The sequence below is a fragment of the Streptomyces sp. NBC_00459 genome (assembly GCF_036013955.1).
Taxonomy (GTDB): Bacteria; Actinomycetota; Actinomycetes; order Streptomycetales; family Streptomycetaceae; genus Streptomyces.
This window is the reverse complement of record NZ_CP107903.1, coordinates 2,802,398-2,818,417: the sequence shown is the minus strand read 5'-3', so window position 1 is coordinate 2,818,417 and position 16,020 is coordinate 2,802,398. Positions and strand designations below refer to the sequence as shown.

The following is a 16,020-nucleotide window of genomic DNA, read 5'->3' as shown; positions in this document are numbered from 1 at the left end:
CGACCGACAATGACCCCATGAGGATCTCGGCGCGGGCTGACTACGCGGTGCGAGCGGTGCTGGAGCTCGCCGTACGGCAGGACGAGGGTGCCGTGAAGGCGGAGACCGTCGCCGCGGCCCAGGCCATCCCGCACAAGTTCCTGGAGGGCATCCTCGGCGATCTGCGGCGCGGCGGGATCGTCGACTCCCGGCGCGGTGGCAACGGCGGCTACCGGCTGGCGCGCCCCGCCGACGGGATCACTGTCGCCGACGTCGTCCGGGCCGTCGACGGGCCCATCGTGTCCGTGCGCGGTGAACGGCCGACCGGCCTCGCCTACACGGGCCCCGCCGAACCGCTGCTGCCGCTGTGGGTCGCCCTGCGCGCCAACGTCCGCAAGGTGCTGGAGGGGGTGACCTTCGCCGATCTGGCGTCGGGGGAGCTGCCCGAGCCGGTGCGGGGGCTGGCGGCGGAACCGGCCGCCTGGGAAAACCCGTAAATGTTCCGAGTTTCCGGTCTTTGAGGGCCTTTTATTTTGCTCCATCGGAGCGCTTGTAAACCACTTCGAAGGATGAAATCGCGGGTTGGTTGTTGACGATCTTCACTCTCCCGATACCTTGACCCCTTCATGTGCATGTAATGCGTGGGGTCCAGGTGAAGGGTGTGCGTACGGGGATGAGATCGCTGAGATCGCGTCGCGGGTGGGGCATCGGGGCTGTGGTGGCCGCCGGTGTGTCCGGGGTTCTGATCGTGCAGGGCGTGAGCGGCGGTGGCGCGGACAGCGCGGCCGACGACGGGAAGCCGGTCTCCGGGCCGATCGCGAGCGAGGAGTACGCGGCGGCGCTGAAGGTCGCCGCCGACGGCGACTCGGCGACGCTGGCCAAGCGGGACACCAAGCCGTTCAGTCTGCTCGGCGTGACCTGGTCCGACCCGTCGGCACGGATGGCGGGCAAGGTCGAGGTCCGTACCCGCGAGGCCGGCACCGGCACCTGGTCGTCCTGGCTGGAGCTGGGCACGGACAGCGGCCCCGGCGAGGAGGGCGCGGCCCGCGCCGGCACCGAGCCCGCGTGGGTCGGCGCGTCCGACGGCGTGGAGGTCCGGGTCGACGGCAAGGAGTCCGCCGAGCTGCCCGAGGGACTGCGCGTCGACATGATCGACCCCGGCACCGGTGCGGTCTCCGACCTGGAGCCGGCGGGGTACGTGGCGGCTGCGAGCACCGAGTCGCCGGACGCGACGATCACGCCGGACGAGTTGGAGACCGCCTCGCCGACGGAGACGGACTCGGCGTCCGCCCCTGCCTCCGCCTCCCCGAGCGAGTCCGCCTCGGCCTCCCCCGACACGTCCGAGTCGCCGAGCAGCGCGCCCGTGACGACAGCGCCGGCGACGACTTCGGCTCCGGCCTCACCGGACGCCTCGGCGAGCACCGGTCCCACGGCCCCGCCGTCCACCGCTCCCAAGCCGCCGATCACCTTGCGGGCGGGCTGGGGCGCCGACGAGTCGATGAGCCCCGAGGCGCCGGACTACCTCACGGGCGGGATCAAGGCGGTGGTCGTCCACCACACCGCCGAGACGAACGACTACACGTGCGACCAGTCCCCGGCGATGATCCGCGCCATCTACACGTACCACGTCAAATCGAACGGCTGGAAGGACATCGGCTACAACTTCCTGGTCGACAAGTGCGGCACGATCTTCGAGGGCCGCAAGGGCGGGGTCGACAAGCCGGTCTTCGGTGCGCACGCCTACGGCTTCAACAGCCAGACCACCGGAATCTCGGTCCTCGGCAACTACAACCTGGTCGAACCGCCGACGGCGGTCCTGACCTCCGTCGCCCGCCTCGCCGCCTGGAAGCTCGGCCAGTACGGTGTCGACCCGGCCGGTACGACCACGCTCACCGCGGGCGCCGCCGGGACCAGTGAGTACAACACGAGGACGTGGAAGACGGGCGACAAGCTCTCCTTCCCGACCATCCACGGCCACGGCGACGGCTACGCCACCGAGTGCCCGGGCAGCAAGCTCCACGCCCAACTGGCCACCATCCGCAGCTATGCGGCGGGCCCGGTCACCGGTCTCGCCCTCAACTCGGTGACCGGTGCGGGTACTTCGGACACTCGGACGTACACCAAGTCGGCCACGACGGTCAGTTGGTCGGCGACCACCCCGGCAGCCCTGATCACGAAGTACGAGCTGCTGGTCGACGGCAAGGTCGCCGCCACCACCGACGGTACGGCGACCTCGGCGCAGGCGAACCTGGCGCTCGGCACGCACGCCGTGTCCGTACGGGCCACCCACATCTCCGGGCAGACCGCGACCACCGCCACCGCGACCGTCGTCGCCGAGACGACCCCGCCCACCTTCACCACCGCGCCGAACCTCTCCCTGCGCGCCGGCACGGTGGAGACGACGGCCGTCCCGGTCACCCTGAAGTGGAAGGCCACGGACTCGGCAGCCCTGAAGGAGGTGCGTCTGACGGCCCCGGTCGCCAGGACGTACGGCCCGACGGTCGTCAGCGCCGACCTGACCGCCAGGTCCGGTGCGGCCACGACCTGGTCGATGACGGCGTACGACCAGGCGGGCAACACCAGGGCGGCCTCGGTCGCCGGTACGCCGGTGATCCTCCAGGAGACCTCGGCGACCCGCACGGGCACCTGGGCGACCAAGTCGTCGACCAGTTACCTGGGCGGCAAGTCGTACTCCAGCTCCGCCAGGAACGCCTCGCTGACCTGGACGTTCACGGGCCGCTCGGCCGCCCTCGCGGTGTCGCGGGCCTCGACGTCCGGCCAGGTCAACGTGTTCGTGGACGGGGTCAAGGTCGCGACAGTGGATCTGAAGTCGGCGACGACGAAGTACCGTGACGCGATCTGGACGAAGACCTGGAGCGCGAGCGCCAAGCACACGGTCAAGATCGTGGTCGTCGGCACGACCGGCCGCCCGGCGGTCACGACGGACGGCCTGGTCTACCTGAAGTAGCACGCCAGGCTCCCCTTCTCCGTGTGACCGATACGAACAACGTGAACGACCTGAGCGCCGTCCTCGCACGGCGCTCAGGTCGTTCTCGTTTCCGGGCTCAGCCGGTCGTGTCCACCCCGACAGTGAGGGTGGCCTTGTAGCCGTCGGAGACGCTGGAGCCGAGTGCGGTGAGCGTCAGCAGGCCGGAGGAGGCACCGCCGTCGTCGTAGATGCTGTCGGCGGACAGAAGGGTCTCCGGGGTGGTGTTCGCCGAGTAGGGGGAGGTGGCCTGGACCTTCGCGTTGATGTCCGCGTCGAAGAAGAGCTGACCGGTGTGGATGACCTCTCCGCCGGTGTACGAGGTGTCGGTGAGCGTGACGTCCGTGTGCACCCGCATGTGGATGTGGACGGCCCGGGAGATGTAGTGGCCGGGCCAGATCGAGACGATGGTGACCTGGCCGTTCTCGTCGGTCAGCTGCCCGCCGCGCAGGAAGGTGCCGTTGTCCTCCTCCTGGTGGCCGTTGCCGCCGACGAAGCCGGAGTACTCGCCGAGGTGGTCGCAGTGCCAGATCTCGACGAGGGCGTCGGCGAGCGGGGCGCAGTCGTTGCCGACGTCGACGACCGTGAAGGTGTGCTGGACCTCGAACCCTTCCTTGTCCTCGCGGATGTCCTCACGGACGAGCGCGCCGTCGAGGGAGTAAGGGCCCTCGGTGACCTCGGCGTTGAGGACACAGACGCTGCTGGTGGTCGACGAGGAACTGTCCTCCGAGGTGCTGGTGGCCGTCTCGGACTCCGTGGCCGTGGTGGTCGGGCTGGCGGAGGCGAAGCCGGCGACCGCGAGTCCGCCGACGACCGCCGCGGTACCGCCGCCGATCAGGACGCGGCGTCGCTGTACGGACTTGCTCAGCCGGTGTTTGCCCGCGCCGGCGGTGGTGTCGGAGAGGACCTCGGAGGCGGTCGTGGGGGCGCTGTTCTGGGGGTTCGTGTTCTCTGTCATGTCCCGGAAACCTAGGGGCGCACCTGAGGATTTCCTTAAAACCCGGCTATGAATGCCCTGGGGACCTAACGCTCAACTCCATTGGTTTGGTGCGGAGTTGGGGCACACTCCGCGTGGCGTGATGATAGCTGCGCGTTACATCGACGGGCTAAACAGGCCGCGCGGGGGCGGGGATTGGCCGGGGATCGACGTGGCTGGTGCCTGCCGGGCCACCTATGCTGCGACCGCTCGACCTTCACAGATCCTTCATGGCTCAATCACAGGTTGAGTGCGGTCGTGCGTCTTGTTTGGCATGTGCATGACTGCTGTGCACGCATGATTCTCACCCCCCACTGCACCACTGCGACGAAAGGGAGAACCATGGCTGGTGGCCTGCTCGTGAGCGGCGCGATTGCCGCTCTGTTCGCCTCCGCGATACCCGCACAGGGTGCCGGGTCGTCCTTCGAGGACCCGCCCCCGGACAAGATCGTCATCAAGGTCGCCACGGTGAACGGCTCCGGCTGTCCCGCGGGTACGGCCGCGGTGGCCGTCTCCGGCGACAACACCGCCTTCACCGTCACCTACAGCGACTACCTCGCCCAGGCCGGCGGCAACTCCGACCCGACGGCGTTCCGCAAGAACTGCCAGCTCAACCTGCTGGTCCACGTCCCGGCGGGCTTCACGTACGCCATCGCCAGCGTCGACTACCGGGGCTTCGCGGCCCTTCAGCGGGGCGCGAGCGGCGTCCAGCGAGCCTCGTACTACTTCCAGGGCTCGTCGAACACGGCGTTCCGCAACCACTCGTACAACGGTCCGTACAACGACAACTGGCAGGCCACCGACACCACCGAGTGGGCCCAACTGGTGTGGGCGCCCTGTGGAGTTCAGCGCAACTTCAACATCAACACGGAGTTGCGGGTGAACGCGGGCACGTCGACGGGCACCAGCTTCATGGCGATGGACTCGACGGACGGCGAGATCGACACGATCTACCACCTGGCGTGGCAGCAGTGCCCCGCGAAGTGAGATCTGTGGGAGCCGTAAGGGAGTTGTAGGCCTGCCCGACGGGCGGCGACACGCTCGCGGGGCGTCGCCCGTCGGGTCGGTGGGCGTGCGGGTGGTGCGGACACGGCCGGCCGTGTCCGCACCACCCTTCCCGGTGTGCCGGGTTACGCCGGGGAGGCCGGCGTCAGCTGCTTTCCACGCCCACGGTCAGTGTCCCCGCGTACCCCGCCGAGGTCGAACTCCCCAGTGCGGTAAGGGTGAGGAGGCCGGAGGCGGCGCCGCCCTCGTCGTAGATCGAGTCCTGGGCGAGGGTGGTGCGGGTGACGGTGTTGGCCGCGTAGGTCGAGAGTGCCGCGACCTTCGCTGTGATCGTCTCGTTGAAGAACAGCTGCCCGGTGTGGAGTTCCTGGCCGCCGGTGAACGAGCCGTCGGACGTGAGCGTGACGTTCGTGTGCACCTTGAGGTGGATGTGGACACAGCGGCCCCGGTACCAACCGGGGTAGACGGTGGTGATGTTGGCGACCCCGCTGGAGTTCGTCAGTACACCGCCGCGCAGGAAGGTGCCGTTGTCCGGTTCGTTGTGGCCGTTGTTGCCGACGAAGCCGGAATACTCGCCGAGGGCGTCGCAGTGCCAGATCTCCACGAGCGCGTTGCCGAGGGGCGCGCAGGTGTCGTCGTCGACGACGGTGAGGGTGAGTTTGAGGGGGATGCCGGTCTTGTCCTCGCGGATGTCGGCGCGGACGTACTGGCCGTCGAGGTAGTAGGGGCCTTCGGTCATCTCCTTCGTGAGGGTGCAGACGGCCGCGGCGGCGACAGGAGCGGTCGTGTCCGCGGTGGGGGCCGGGGATTCGGGCACGGCGACGGCCACGGCCAGGGTGGCGGCGGTGGCGCCGGTCGCGATCAGTACGGTGCGGCGACCGATCGCCGTGGGGGGCGTTTCCGAAATCTCTGTCATGGACACGGCAAGCTAGTGGGGTTTCCTGTCGATGTCCTGTCGACGAGCTAGGGATTTGGCAAAGTGACGACACGTCAAGTCACTTGTGAGACAAGGGGGTTGGCGAGGCAGGCGCAGCGCCTCAACTCCAGCTCGGTGAGGCCCAGCCCTCCTCGCCGTACGGCACCGGACGTCCCATGAAGGCGTCCAGGAGGATCCGGGTGCCCAGCGGCCGGTCCAGCTCGACCTTCACCTTTTTTCCGTGCATGGCGGCGTCGCAGGCCACATCCGGATCCAGCTTCCTGGAGGCGACGGTCGCGGAGAGCACCACGCTGCCGTCCGTTTCCAGTGCCTTCACACGAGGGCCGTTGTCGCAGGAGCCGTGGTGCGCCAGCACGGTGATGGTCCGCCCGTCCTCGGACAAGTCCACCAGCCGCGGGAGTTGCCACAGTTCGGTGGGTGACTCCCCGAGCTGCCCGATCGGAGACTTCGGGAGCTTCGACGGGCGCAGTGCGACGCGCTTGAGCGGCTCGTCGTACCCCTCCAGCGTGAACAGCCAGGCCGGTACGGTCGCCGGGCCCCGGCTCGTCGAGATCGTCATCTCCCCCAACTTGGCCCCGGTGACGATGAGATGAGGGTCCGCGGACTCGCCGTAGCGGTTCAGGGCGCTGTACGTCTGCCGCGCGTCCAGCAGGGGGTGGGCGAGGGAGCCTCCGCCCTCCCACTCCACCTTCCCCTCCTCGGGCGCGGTGGCGGGGAGTTCGCCACGCAGGACGTAACTCTCCCCCTCGTAGGCCATCTTGTCGTCCTCGCTGCGGAAGCCGCCGCCGGGCGGCTGGGCCGCGTCGCCCATGGGGAAGTAGCCCTTGAGCCAGTCCTCACCCGCCTTGGAACCCTCCCAGGCGTCGGCGACCCGCTGGGCGCGGCTGTTCGACGGTGCGGGGCTGTTCTTGGGCGCGGTGGACTTCGGTACGGTGCTGCCGTCCTTGGGGACGGTGCTGCCGTCCTCCACCTTCTCGCCGTCGCAGCCGGCCGCGAACAGGGCGGTGGTGAGGGTGAGGACGAGGGCGAGCCGGGTCGTGGTACGGGTGTTGTGCGTGCGCATGGGGTCCCCCCGAAGCTGATGCTGTCGGGACTGTGACGCGGCGGACGCGGTTTATGTTCGACCGCACCTCGCCCCGCCCGCTGTCAGACCCTGACGGCGTACGCGACGAAGCCGGCCCAAGTGGCGGGGGAGAGGGTGAGCTGGGGGCCCGCCTTGTCCTTGGAGTCCCGGATGTGGACGGTGCCGGGGCAGGTGGCGACCTCGACGCAGTCGCCCTGGCTGCCGCTGCTGTAGCTGGACTTGTGCCAGGAGAGGGCGACTTCGACGCAGTCGTCGCCCTCGGAGCCGCTGTAACTGCTCTTGAACCAGGCCAGGCTGGACGTCGTCCTCATAGCGCTCCTCGCATCCGCTCCAACAGGCTCCGGGAATCTTCAGGTGTCAGAGCCTGCGAGCGCAGTTTCGCATACCGCTGCTGGAGGATGCTGATCCCTTTCGGGTCAGAGATGAGACGGCCGTTTTCCTGCCCCTCGGAGTAGGCGAACCACTTGTTCTTCGGTGTCTCCAGCAGCTGCAACGGGCCGTCCAGCCCCGCGTGTACGGGCTGCCGCAGCGGCATGAGCTGTACCTCCACGTTCCAGTGCCGGTCGATCACGTCCAACAGGTGGTCGAACAGCTCCCGGGTGACCTCCTCGCCGCCCGTGTGCCGCTCCAGCACCGCCTGTTCGAGGATGAAGCTGAACGAGCACAGCGGATTCCGCTGCACGGAGAGCAGCTTCTGCCGTTCCAGACGGGCTTCGATCCGCCAGTTCAACTCCTCCTCGACGGGTAGCGGCGGCACGCTCATCGTCACGGCACGCGCGTACGCCTCCGTCTGCAACAGGCCCGGAATCAGGCGGCATTCGTATGTGCACAGGCTGATCGCCGTCCCCTCCAGCTGCGCCCACCGCCTGAACCATGCGGCCAGTCCCGGCTGCCGGTTGAGGAACTCGGCCGCCTTCTTCAGCGCCCCCGTGTTGCCGAGCGCCGCATCCGCTCGGTCGACGAACTCCGGATCGGGCATCCGCCTCCCCAACTCGACGGAGGCCACCGTGTGTTCGGAGAACCGGACCGCCAGCGCCAGTTCCCTCCTGCTCATCCCCATGTGCTCGCGCAAGGCCTGGACCACCGCCCCGAACGTCCGCAAACTGTCCGAGAACTCCGGCTCGCCGCCCGTCGTCCCCTGCGTGCCCTCAGTCATCGCCGACCACCTCTCGCGCACTCGCCCCGCCGCACACCGATCCGCCAATGCTCACGTGCAGTAACGAGTACTGTCCAGTCCGTAACCGCGTACGCTGCCCCGGCGTACACGGCTCCGACCTGGTGAAGTGGCCCTTCCGCGCGCCACATTGGGCGCATGAGCGCATCCTCGGCCCCTCAACACCCGGTTACCGTACGTATGTTCACCCAGCGCCTGAGCTCCACCCCGCGAGGTGCCCGTCTCGCCCGGCACCTCGCCGTGGGGCAGCTGCACGCCTGGGGCATCCTGTACGGCTCGGACGTCTCGGAGGCCGTCGCCGTGATCGTCGCCGAGCTGGCCGCGAACGCCGTGACCCATGGACGCGTCCCCGGGCGGGACTTCGAGCTGCGGCTCACGCTCGTCACGGGCGGCGTGCGCGTGGAGGTCACCGACAGCCGCAGCGGCTCGCGCCCGCCGGGACCGAGGGACGTAAGGCCTCCGTCGCCCCTGGCGGAGTCCAAGCGAGGGCTGGTTCTCGTCGACGCGGTGGCGGACCGGTGGGAGGTGCTGGACCGGGAGCCACCGGGGAAGACGGTACGGGCCGAGGTGGACGTACCGGAGTGGTGGTCGCTGGTGCGGCGCCAGGGGCTGAGGTAGGGGCTTGGGCGGGTGCGGGGGCGGATCACTCCGACCGCCCCGGGCCGCCGCCCTGCTCGCTCACGCACCTGATCCGGGGCATCGAAGCCGTGTCGCCCAGTGTGCCGACAGGCGTGTTCCCGTGCGGGCCGCGCTCGCTGTCTCAGCGCTTTTCGAGTCGGTCCAGCATCCGTTGGGGCAGTTTCCGCTCGACGCACAGGCGGCGCACGTCGTCGAGGGACAGGTAACGCCCCTGCGGGCCGTCGCGGCCGATCACCCTCAGGAGTTGCGGGAACTCCCCGTTCATGAGTTTGCGGTCGATGCGTCGGCGGTGGCTCCGGGCACGCTCGTAGTTCGCTTCCATGTAGCGGGTGATCTCGGCGAGGTCGAGGCCGCGCTCGGTGCCGCCGTCGGGCCGTTGCTTGTCGCTGGCGAAGGTGTCCAGCCGGTCGAGTTCGCTCTCGTTGACCTGGGCCTTCACATCAAGGATGCGCGAGCCTGCCCCGTGCTTGTCCAGGGGGCCGTCCCGCAGCGCGTTCAGCTGTACGCCCTGCCGGGCGTTACGGACCAGTTGGGCGGGGCTGATCCCGTTGGCGAGCAGTGCGATCAGCCGTACCGCCTTGTCCGGCAGGTCGGATTCGCCTTCGCCTGCGGCGGCGACCCGCACGATCGTGCCGGCCGCGGTGGACAGCGGCACCACACCATCGTCCAGGTAGTCGTGTGCGACCAGAGCACGCAGAAACGGGCACGGGTTGCCTGCCGAGACCTCCGCCATCAGGGTCCTCGCATTCTGGGCCGACGCGGCCCGGTTGTGCCCTCATGCCCCGACCCGGCGCCCCGTCGGAGCAGGACAGGCAGCGTGCACTCGGCCGTTTCGATGGTGCTGGTGGGGATTCGGAGATCGCGGACAAGAATAACCGGAACCCGGTCCTGAGTGCGGAAGGTCGACGTGTAGGTGCTTGTCCTCCCACTGGTCGACGACTTCGAGGCAGCCGGCCAGGACCTTGGAGTGCGCGGGGCCCAACCACCTTGCTCGGCGATGACGATCTGGTCGTGGCCCTTGAGCCGGAAGGACGTGGCGAGTCCGCAGCGGGGGCTGTGGCCGGTGAAGCGGATCTCGATCCCGGCGCGTTCGCCGGCGCGGGTGACGATGTCTCCGATGGACTCGGGCTGCAGCCCGCACTCCATGACGGTGTGTCAGCGGTTGAGGAGGCGCCGCCAGGCGCACCCGTCGGGGTCGTCGAGCCCGACCGCCTCCTTCCACGCGGTCCACGCGCGGACCGGGCAGATCTTGGGACGGCTGCCGTACGGGCGGGGACGACGCGGAGCGCGATCAGTGGCGATGGAGCTTGCCGCCGGAGACCTTGCGTTCCGGCGGTAATGGTCATGCGTTGTCGGCCTTCATGGCGTTTGCAGCCATGAGCAGTGCTGCAACGGTCTCGATGCCGTGGATCTCTTGGCCGATTCTGGCCAGAGCTTCTGTCAGCGGCAGGGAGCACACGCTCATGTCGAAGTACTTCTCGATCTGTGTGTCACCAGGGGGTGCTGTGGTGCCGAGAAGTACGGACGGGGCCAGGAACAGGTGGGCGTTCCGGTTGGTCTCCGAAGGCAGAACGAAGTAGTCACCCAGATCGATCAAGGCGGATTGGCTGGCGAGTTTGAAACCGGTTTCTTCCCAGAGTTCACGGAGAGCGGCATCCTTGGGGCTCTCTCCACGCATGACGGTGCCGGCCGGGATTTCGAGCGTGTATTTTTTCAGGTTGTGGCGGTACTGGCGGATCAGCACGACGTCACCGTCCGCGGTGATGGGTACGATCATGACACTGTCCGGCGTGTCGATGTAATACCAGTCGATCTCCTTTCCGTCTGGCATGCGCAACTTCTCGCGGACGAACCTCTTGGGACCTTCGGTGATCACCTCGGTCTCAAGCAGTTCAGCGTTCTGCATGGTGCATTCAGTAGCCTGCTTGCGTGAGCGTCGTTTCAAACCAATCATCTTTCACCCACTCCATGGCCTGGAATCGTTCCATACTTTCTGAAAATGCCGCGCATAGCGACCGAACATGCCAACGGGTTCCGCGCTTTCCAGCTCAAATGTTGGAGTGTTGTTGCCCGAGATGTATCGGACGTAGGGTGTGACGAGAATACGATCGTCACCGCGTACGATACTGACAGTGGGTGGCCCGTCGTAGACATTCACCTGCATGTTGCCGTCGCACGCTTCCGCCATGGCTTGAAATCTGGCTAGAGCTGCTCTGATTCGGGGAGCGATCGTCCCCGACGGATTTCCCTCCTCACGGTCGACCGACAAGGTCCCGCTGTGGTCCGGATCAAGAAGGAGCACCCGGATTTCGCAGCCCCGGAAGGCCGCGCTCGCCAGCAGCTCGGGGACGTCGTCGTCTTCGGCGTATCCGTGCTCGGCCATTCCGTAGAGCCAGATATGCCGACTGGCGTTCTGCAGCACCTCATTCCAGGTGTGTCGCGTCACCAATCTCCGCATCGGATAGGCTTTGACCAGGTCGGGGAGGCCTGGTGCCCGTACAGGCGAAACCTTCGCCGCTTTCAGGCCGTTCAGAATCTGATCTGCGGCACCGCGGACTGCGCTGGTGAGATGTCCCAAGTAGGCGACCGGGTCCGTCGCGGACGAGGCTCCGTTGCATCGCGGATTTTGGAAGTGCAACCATGTGACACCCAGAAGGTCGCTGGGAAGTTCCAGACTCTTGGCGCAGTGACTGCACAGCAGACCGAATGTGCGGTCCCTTCCCACTGCACCGATGAAGAGCCCTAACTCAAATATGACATTGTCGCGTGGCGTTAAAGACGTGCTTCCGGCCCGCTCACGGAGATCGTCCGCAGTGAGCACCAGGACAGCGCCATCAATTTCGGAATGCGCGACCTCGTCGAGCCGCTCGATCACTGTCCTGGAAGCTGCGAAATTATCCTCGTACCACACAGTTGGAGCAGCCGACGCGGACAGGGCCTTATGCAGGGAGTGCGCGATGTCTTTGGCCTCGCCTGAAGATCCAATGAAGATCCGCGGCTTGAACGTCGCCACCATCACGCCCCCTTGCCCGATGCCACCTGCACTCAGCCCACCCCGACAGTCTCACACCCACATACCCGATTCATGCGCCGGGGAAGAAAATAGGATGTCTCGTCCGGCGCGTCACGTGACGCGCCGGGCAGCCGGCCGGGCGGGCCTTGGCCGGCAGGGGCCGGGTCAGCGGGCGAGGGCGACTTCGGTGGGGCTGTTCGGGCAGCCGGTAGCCCTCAGCCCGAACCGGCGACCAGTGCCTCGCCGAGCGGGGTGCGCCGGTAGAGCACCGACCGTCCGGACCGGGCGCGGACGAGCAGCCCCGCGCCTCGCAGGATGGCGAGGTGGTCTCCCACCGCGCCGGGTGTCATGGCGAGGCTTCGGGCGAGGTGGCTGGTGCTGGCCGGGGCGTCCAGCGCCACCAGCAGCCGGGCTCGGGCCCGGCCGACCAGAGCGGTCAGCGCGTCCGGTCGGGGGACGGTCTCCTGTTCGCCCCACAGGGCGGCGGTGCCGCGGGCACGGTAGACCAGGGTCCTGGGCCAGGGGTCTTCCAGATGCGTGGCGATATGCCCGACGAAGACCGAAGGGATCAGCAGGAGCCCGTCGCCGGCGAGGGGGACTGTTCCGCCTCGGAAGAAGTCGATCTCGATACCGCCGGCGTGCCAGGCGATGCCGGGGTGCAGGCTCTCGATGGTCGCGGCCCATCCGTGCTCGCCGATCACACCCACACGGTGCACGACGTCGCGTTCACAGACCGCGCGCAGTTGCGGCCAGTCCGCGGCGAGCAGCTCGTGCCACGCCTGGTCCATCGCCTCGGCGATCCGGGAGACGGCGTCCGGTGAGTCCAGCACCGCGCGTACGCGGGGATCGCGGGCGGACGGTCCGGTCGTGGTGACGGCGAATTCGTGGCGGGCCGCTTCCAGGGGTGTGGCCCTGATTACGGCCAGGTCGTCCGCCCAGGTCTGGTTGAGGCCGCGCGGGGGTGGGGCGACGAAGTTCGGTCCGCCTTGCGGGGTCTGCAGGGCGAGTGCGGCGTTCAGTTCGGTGTCGCGGCGAAGCCGTACAAAGGCCGGCATGAGCCGGGTGGCCCAGGCTCGCGGCAGCGGCCGGCCCTGGCCGATGAGCGAGCGCAGCAGCAGGCAGAGGTCCAGCGCGGGAGACAGTGCGAAGCGGCTGCGCAGCAGGTCCTCGACGGAGACCTCGAAGCGGAGCACCCGGCCATGCTACCGCTGGACGTCTGTTTCGATTCGTCCAGCGACGAATCACTGGTGAGTGGCGTGGGCGCGCGGCGAGGGTGCGCGTCATGACCCCAACCGCCGAACCCGCGCAGGGCAACGACCGTGCCACCTACCGGGAGGTGCTGGCCGAGCCGCGATTCCGGCTGCTCTTCTCGACCCGCGCCGTAGCGATCACTGCGGGCTCGCTGCGGATCACCACGTTCTCGGTGCTGGTCTTCTCGGCCACCGGCTCCGCGCTGTTGAGCGCGGTGGCCTTCGGCATCGGCTTTCTCCCGCAGTTGTTCGGCTCGCTGCTGCTGGGCTCACTGGCCGACCGACTGCCGCCCCGCGCGCTCATCGTCGGCGGCTACGCCTTGGAGTGCGCCGCCGCCCTGCTGCTCGCCCTGGTGCGGATGCCGATCGTGGCAAGCCTCGGTGTCGTGGCGCTGGTCGCCCTCACCACACCGGTGTTTCACGGCGCGTCGAGCCGGCTGGTCGCGCGGTGGCTGGAGGGCGACGCCTATGTACTGGGCCGTTCACTGAACAACATCGCCTCCTCCGGCGCGCAGTTGTTCGGTCTGGCGCTGGGTGGTGCGGCCGTCGCGGCACTCGGCCCGCGCCGGGCGCTCGTGGTCAGCGCCGCCCTCTACCTAGGATGCGCGCTCGCTGTCCGCCTCCGGCTACCCCGGCTGGAGCCGGGAGAGTTCGGCGGCACACCCGGCAGTGCTGGGGGCGATGGCGGGGCCGTCCGGGCAAGCCTGCGGGGTGCCGGCCTGCTGCTGCGCGGACGCACAGTGCGGCGACTGATGCTGGCCCAGTGGCTACCCGTCGCGTTCGTAGCGGGCGCGGAAGGCCTCATCGTCGCCTACGCGGGAGAACGCCACTTCGCGCCCGGCTGGTACGCGGTGCTGATGGGCTGTCTGCCGGTCGGCATGCTCGTCGGTGACCTGCTGGTGGGCCGACTCCTACGGCCACGCGCCCGGGAGCGACTGGTAGTCCCGTTGGTTGCGCTGGCGGGGCTGCCGCTGATCGGCTTCGCTGCCGAGCCCGGAGTGGGCGTCTCGTCCTGTCTGCTGCTGGTCAGCGGCCTCGGATACGCCTACGGTCTCGGCCTGCAACGCCCGTTTCTGGACGCCCTGCCGCAGGACGGCCAAGGTCAGGCCTTCGGCTTGCTCGGCTCCGGCAGCATGACGCTGCAGGGCGTCGGGCCGGTCTGCCTGGGCCTGGCGGCCGCAGGCCTGGGAACAGGCGGCGCGATCGCCCTGGCGGGCGGCGCGGTGGCGCTCACCGCCGGCTGGATTCTCACCTGGCACGTGTCCGCCTCCCCGGTCCCGGTCCCGAACTGCTCAACGGCGATGTTGCCCAAGCCCGGACCATAACCGGCCCCCGGACGCAACAGCGGCATGAGGCGCGTCACCGGTCGCCGCCTCGGCCGGCCTTCAGTTTTCCCTCAGCTTCGCGCCCCACCGTGGCCCCATGTCCCAACACCGCCCCCGCACCCCCGAAACCGAGCGCAGCCGCCGCTGGTTCATGAACAAGGCACTGCTCACCGGTGGAGTCGCCGCCCTGGCGACCATGACCGGCTGCTCCTCCGGATCCTCCGACTCGGCGAGTACGTCGTCGTCCTCCTCCTCGTACGGCGGCCCCCCGAACGGCATGCCCTCCGGCGGGCCCGGCGGTGGCGGTGGTGGAGGGATGGGACCCGGGGCCAGTGAGGTCAAGTACGCCGACTTCACCGGGGTCACCACCGACGGGAAGACCGTCGACGGGCTCTACTCCATCCACTCCACCGACGTCTCCACGGATGCCGTCGTCAAGGCCGCGCAGGCCTTCCTGGACGGGCTCTCCAGCGCCCAGCGGAAGTCCTGCGTGTTCGACGTGGACGACGACGAGTGGCTGAAGTGGAGCAACGTCGACGGGTACGAGCGTCAGGGCGTCCGGATGGGCGATATCACCGACAAGCAGCGCGACCTCGGGTACGCGCTCCTCGGTGTCGCGCTGTCCGCCGACGGGCTCACCCAGACCCGCAACATCATGAAGCTCAACGCGTTCCTCGGCGACTACAGCGGCGGCGGCCGGGACACCCTCACCGAGGGCGCCTACTTCTTCACCTTCATGGGGACGCCTTCGACCAGCAAGCCCTGGGGGTTCCAGTACGAGGGGCATCACGTCGCCATCAACTACTTCGTCCTCGGCGACCAGGTCGTCATGACCCCGACCTTCATGGGCTCCGAACCGACCTCGGCCACCTACAAGGGCGAGAAGATCACCACCTTCAAGAAGGAGACCACCGCCGGTCTGACCGCGCTGCGCGCCCTGACCGACGCCCAGCGCGAGAAGGTGATCTCCTCGGAGACCAAGGCCGGCGACAACCTGAAGGCCGGCGCCGGTCAGGACAACCTCAAGCTCGCCTACCAGGGCCTGGCCGCCGCCGGGTTCAGCGCCACCGCGCGCCAGAAGCTGCTCGACCTGGTGCGCGTCTACGTCGGCAACATGGCCGACGCGCACGCCGAGGTGCGGATGTCCGAGGTGGAGGAACATCTCGACGACACGTACTTCTACTGGATCGGCGAGACCAAGGATTCCTCCGCCTTCTACTACCGCGTGCACAGTCCCGTCGTACTCATCGAGTACGACGCCCAGTCGCCCCTCGGCTACGGCAACAAGTCATCGAGCGGAGGAGGCGGTGGCGGTGGCGGCATGGGCGGGCCCGGGGGCACGCCCACCCAGCAGCACATCCACACCATCGTCCGGACCCCCAACGGGGGCGACTACGGCGTCGATCTGCTCAAGCTCCACCTGGAGCACGATCACTAGCCCGGCACACCGCTCGTCGGTGGCACCCAAACTCCTTCTGGAGCAAGACCATTGACGGGTCGTCAGCGATTTCGTCCATGCCGTGGCCTGCGGTGAGGAAGATCACCGCAGGCTCCGGTGAAAGATCCCTCCACCTCGTTGAAGGTCATGCCGTCGTGTTGGTACGAAGGGGCGAGGAGTGAGGCTCTGAGAAGGCCTCACGGGCGGGGGCAAT

Annotated in this window: 15 protein-coding genes; 6 read left to right on the top strand and 9 right to left on the bottom strand. The window is 68.3% G+C overall.

The window, feature by feature from the left end:
- Positions 1–17: 17 nt before the first annotated feature.
- Both OHN74_RS12370 and OHN74_RS12365 read left to right on the top strand, forming a co-directional pair.
- The gene (locus OHN74_RS12370; RefSeq protein WP_327694621.1) at positions 18–476 is read left to right on the top strand and encodes an RrF2 family transcriptional regulator; all 459 of its coding nucleotides are present in this window, start codon (positions 18–20) and stop codon (positions 474–476) included.
- A gap of 176 nt (positions 477–652) precedes the next feature.
- Positions 653–2,947 (top strand): peptidoglycan recognition protein family protein, encoded by a 2,295-nt coding sequence (locus tag OHN74_RS12365; RefSeq protein ID WP_327694620.1) that lies wholly within the window; start codon positions 653–655, stop codon positions 2,945–2,947.
- Positions 2,948–3,044: 97 nt separating this feature from the next.
- On the opposite strand, the gene OHN74_RS12360 is transcribed toward OHN74_RS12365, so the two are convergent.
- Positions 3,045–3,923, bottom strand: a complete 879-nt coding sequence (locus tag OHN74_RS12360; protein ID WP_327694619.1) for an intradiol ring-cleavage dioxygenase — start codon at positions 3,921–3,923, stop codon at positions 3,045–3,047.
- Positions 3,924–4,283: 360 nt separating this feature from the next.
- Between OHN74_RS12360 and OHN74_RS12355 the strand changes: the two genes are divergently transcribed.
- Positions 4,284–4,928 (top strand): DUF4360 domain-containing protein, encoded by a 645-nt coding sequence (locus OHN74_RS12355; RefSeq protein WP_327694618.1) that lies wholly within the window; start codon positions 4,284–4,286, stop codon positions 4,926–4,928.
- Between the two features lie 163 nt (positions 4,929–5,091).
- Here OHN74_RS12355 and OHN74_RS12350 read toward each other — a convergent pair whose 3' ends face one another.
- The 4 genes from OHN74_RS12350 to OHN74_RS12335 form a co-directional block, all read right to left on the bottom strand.
- A complete protein-coding gene (locus tag OHN74_RS12350; protein ID WP_327694617.1) occupies positions 5,092–5,862 on the bottom strand; it encodes an intradiol ring-cleavage dioxygenase in 771 nt (256 codons plus the stop codon).
- A 121-nt stretch (positions 5,863–5,983) separates the two neighbouring features.
- Positions 5,984–6,946: a hypothetical protein gene (locus OHN74_RS12345; protein ID WP_327694616.1), complete on the bottom strand. Its 963-nt coding sequence runs from the start codon at positions 6,944–6,946 to the stop codon at positions 5,984–5,986.
- Between the two features lie 83 nt (positions 6,947–7,029).
- Positions 7,030–7,278 carry a DUF397 domain-containing protein gene (locus OHN74_RS12340; protein WP_327694615.1) on the bottom strand — a complete coding sequence of 83 codons (249 nt, stop codon included), beginning with the start codon at positions 7,276–7,278 and terminating at the stop codon, positions 7,030–7,032.
- A complete protein-coding gene (locus tag OHN74_RS12335) occupies positions 7,275–8,123 on the bottom strand; it encodes a helix-turn-helix domain-containing protein (RefSeq protein WP_327694614.1) in 849 nt (282 codons plus the stop codon). The genes OHN74_RS12340 and OHN74_RS12335 overlap by 4 nt, the downstream gene beginning before the upstream one ends.
- Before the next feature lie 198 nt (positions 8,124–8,321).
- On the opposite strand from OHN74_RS12335, the gene OHN74_RS12330 reads away from it, so the two are divergent.
- The gene (locus tag OHN74_RS12330) at positions 8,322–8,759 is read left to right on the top strand and encodes an ATP-binding protein (RefSeq protein WP_443060379.1); all 438 of its coding nucleotides are present in this window, start codon (positions 8,322–8,324) and stop codon (positions 8,757–8,759) included.
- 142 nt (positions 8,760–8,901) lie between these two features.
- Here OHN74_RS12330 and OHN74_RS12325 read toward each other — a convergent pair whose 3' ends face one another.
- The 4 genes from OHN74_RS12325 to OHN74_RS12310 all read right to left on the bottom strand — a co-directional run bounded on the left by OHN74_RS12325 (position 8,902) and on the right by OHN74_RS12310 (position 12,986).
- Positions 8,902–9,513, bottom strand: coding sequence for a hypothetical protein (locus tag OHN74_RS12325; RefSeq protein WP_327694612.1), 612 nt, complete (start codon positions 9,511–9,513; stop codon positions 8,902–8,904).
- Positions 9,514–10,122: 609 nt separating this feature from the next.
- Positions 10,123–10,686 carry an NUDIX hydrolase gene (locus tag OHN74_RS12320; RefSeq protein WP_327694611.1) on the bottom strand — a complete coding sequence of 188 codons (564 nt, stop codon included), beginning with the start codon at positions 10,684–10,686 and terminating at the stop codon, positions 10,123–10,125.
- Between the two features lie 51 nt (positions 10,687–10,737).
- A complete protein-coding gene (locus tag OHN74_RS12315) occupies positions 10,738–11,796 on the bottom strand; it encodes a TIR domain-containing protein (protein ID WP_327694610.1) in 1,059 nt (352 codons plus the stop codon).
- 212 nt (positions 11,797–12,008) lie between these two features.
- Positions 12,009–12,986 (bottom strand): ArsR/SmtB family transcription factor, encoded by a 978-nt coding sequence (locus OHN74_RS12310; protein WP_327694609.1) that lies wholly within the window; start codon positions 12,984–12,986, stop codon positions 12,009–12,011.
- An 89-nt stretch (positions 12,987–13,075) separates the two neighbouring features.
- Between OHN74_RS12310 and OHN74_RS12305 the strand changes: the two genes are divergently transcribed.
- Both OHN74_RS12305 and OHN74_RS12300 read left to right on the top strand, forming a co-directional pair.
- The gene (locus OHN74_RS12305; RefSeq protein WP_327694608.1) at positions 13,076–14,368 is read left to right on the top strand and encodes an MFS transporter; all 1,293 of its coding nucleotides are present in this window, start codon (positions 13,076–13,078) and stop codon (positions 14,366–14,368) included.
- Positions 14,369–14,465: 97 nt separating this feature from the next.
- On the top strand, positions 14,466–15,806 hold the full coding sequence (locus OHN74_RS12300; RefSeq protein ID WP_327694607.1) for a DUF3500 domain-containing protein: 1,341 nt from the start codon (positions 14,466–14,468) through the stop codon (positions 15,804–15,806).
- Positions 15,807–16,020 lie beyond the last annotated feature (214 nt).

Bases quoted from the DNA above. Each gene is read 5' to 3' on its own strand.
- OHN74_RS12350 (WP_327694617.1), bottom strand. From the start codon at position 5,862: ATGACAGAGATTTCGGAAACGCCCCCCACGGCGATCGGTCGCCGCACC.
- OHN74_RS12330 (WP_443060379.1), top strand. From the start codon at position 8,322: ATGTTCACCCAGCGCCTGAGCTCCACCCCGCGAGGTGCCCGTCTCGCC.
- OHN74_RS12360 (WP_327694619.1), bottom strand. From the start codon at position 3,923: ATGACAGAGAACACGAACCCCCAGAACAGCGCCCCCACGACCGCCTCC.
- OHN74_RS12315 (WP_327694610.1), bottom strand. From the start codon at position 11,796: ATGGTGGCGACGTTCAAGCCGCGGATCTTCATTGGATCTTCAGGCGAG.
- OHN74_RS12300 (WP_327694607.1), top strand. From the start codon at position 14,466: ATGTCCCAACACCGCCCCCGCACCCCCGAAACCGAGCGCAGCCGCCGC.
- OHN74_RS12340 (WP_327694615.1), bottom strand. From the start codon at position 7,278: ATGAGGACGACGTCCAGCCTGGCCTGGTTCAAGAGCAGTTACAGCGGC.
- OHN74_RS12305 (WP_327694608.1), top strand. From the start codon at position 13,076: ATGACCCCAACCGCCGAACCCGCGCAGGGCAACGACCGTGCCACCTAC.
- OHN74_RS12365 (WP_327694620.1), top strand. From the start codon at position 653: ATGAGATCGCTGAGATCGCGTCGCGGGTGGGGCATCGGGGCTGTGGTG.
- OHN74_RS12320 (WP_327694611.1), bottom strand. From the start codon at position 10,686: ATGCAGAACGCTGAACTGCTTGAGACCGAGGTGATCACCGAAGGTCCC.
- OHN74_RS12325 (WP_327694612.1), bottom strand. From the start codon at position 9,513: ATGGCGGAGGTCTCGGCAGGCAACCCGTGCCCGTTTCTGCGTGCTCTG.
- OHN74_RS12355 (WP_327694618.1), top strand. From the start codon at position 4,284: ATGGCTGGTGGCCTGCTCGTGAGCGGCGCGATTGCCGCTCTGTTCGCC.
- OHN74_RS12335 (WP_327694614.1), bottom strand. From the start codon at position 8,123: ATGACTGAGGGCACGCAGGGGACGACGGGCGGCGAGCCGGAGTTCTCG.
- OHN74_RS12370 (WP_327694621.1), top strand. From the start codon at position 18: ATGAGGATCTCGGCGCGGGCTGACTACGCGGTGCGAGCGGTGCTGGAG.
- OHN74_RS12345 (WP_327694616.1), bottom strand. From the start codon at position 6,946: ATGCGCACGCACAACACCCGTACCACGACCCGGCTCGCCCTCGTCCTC.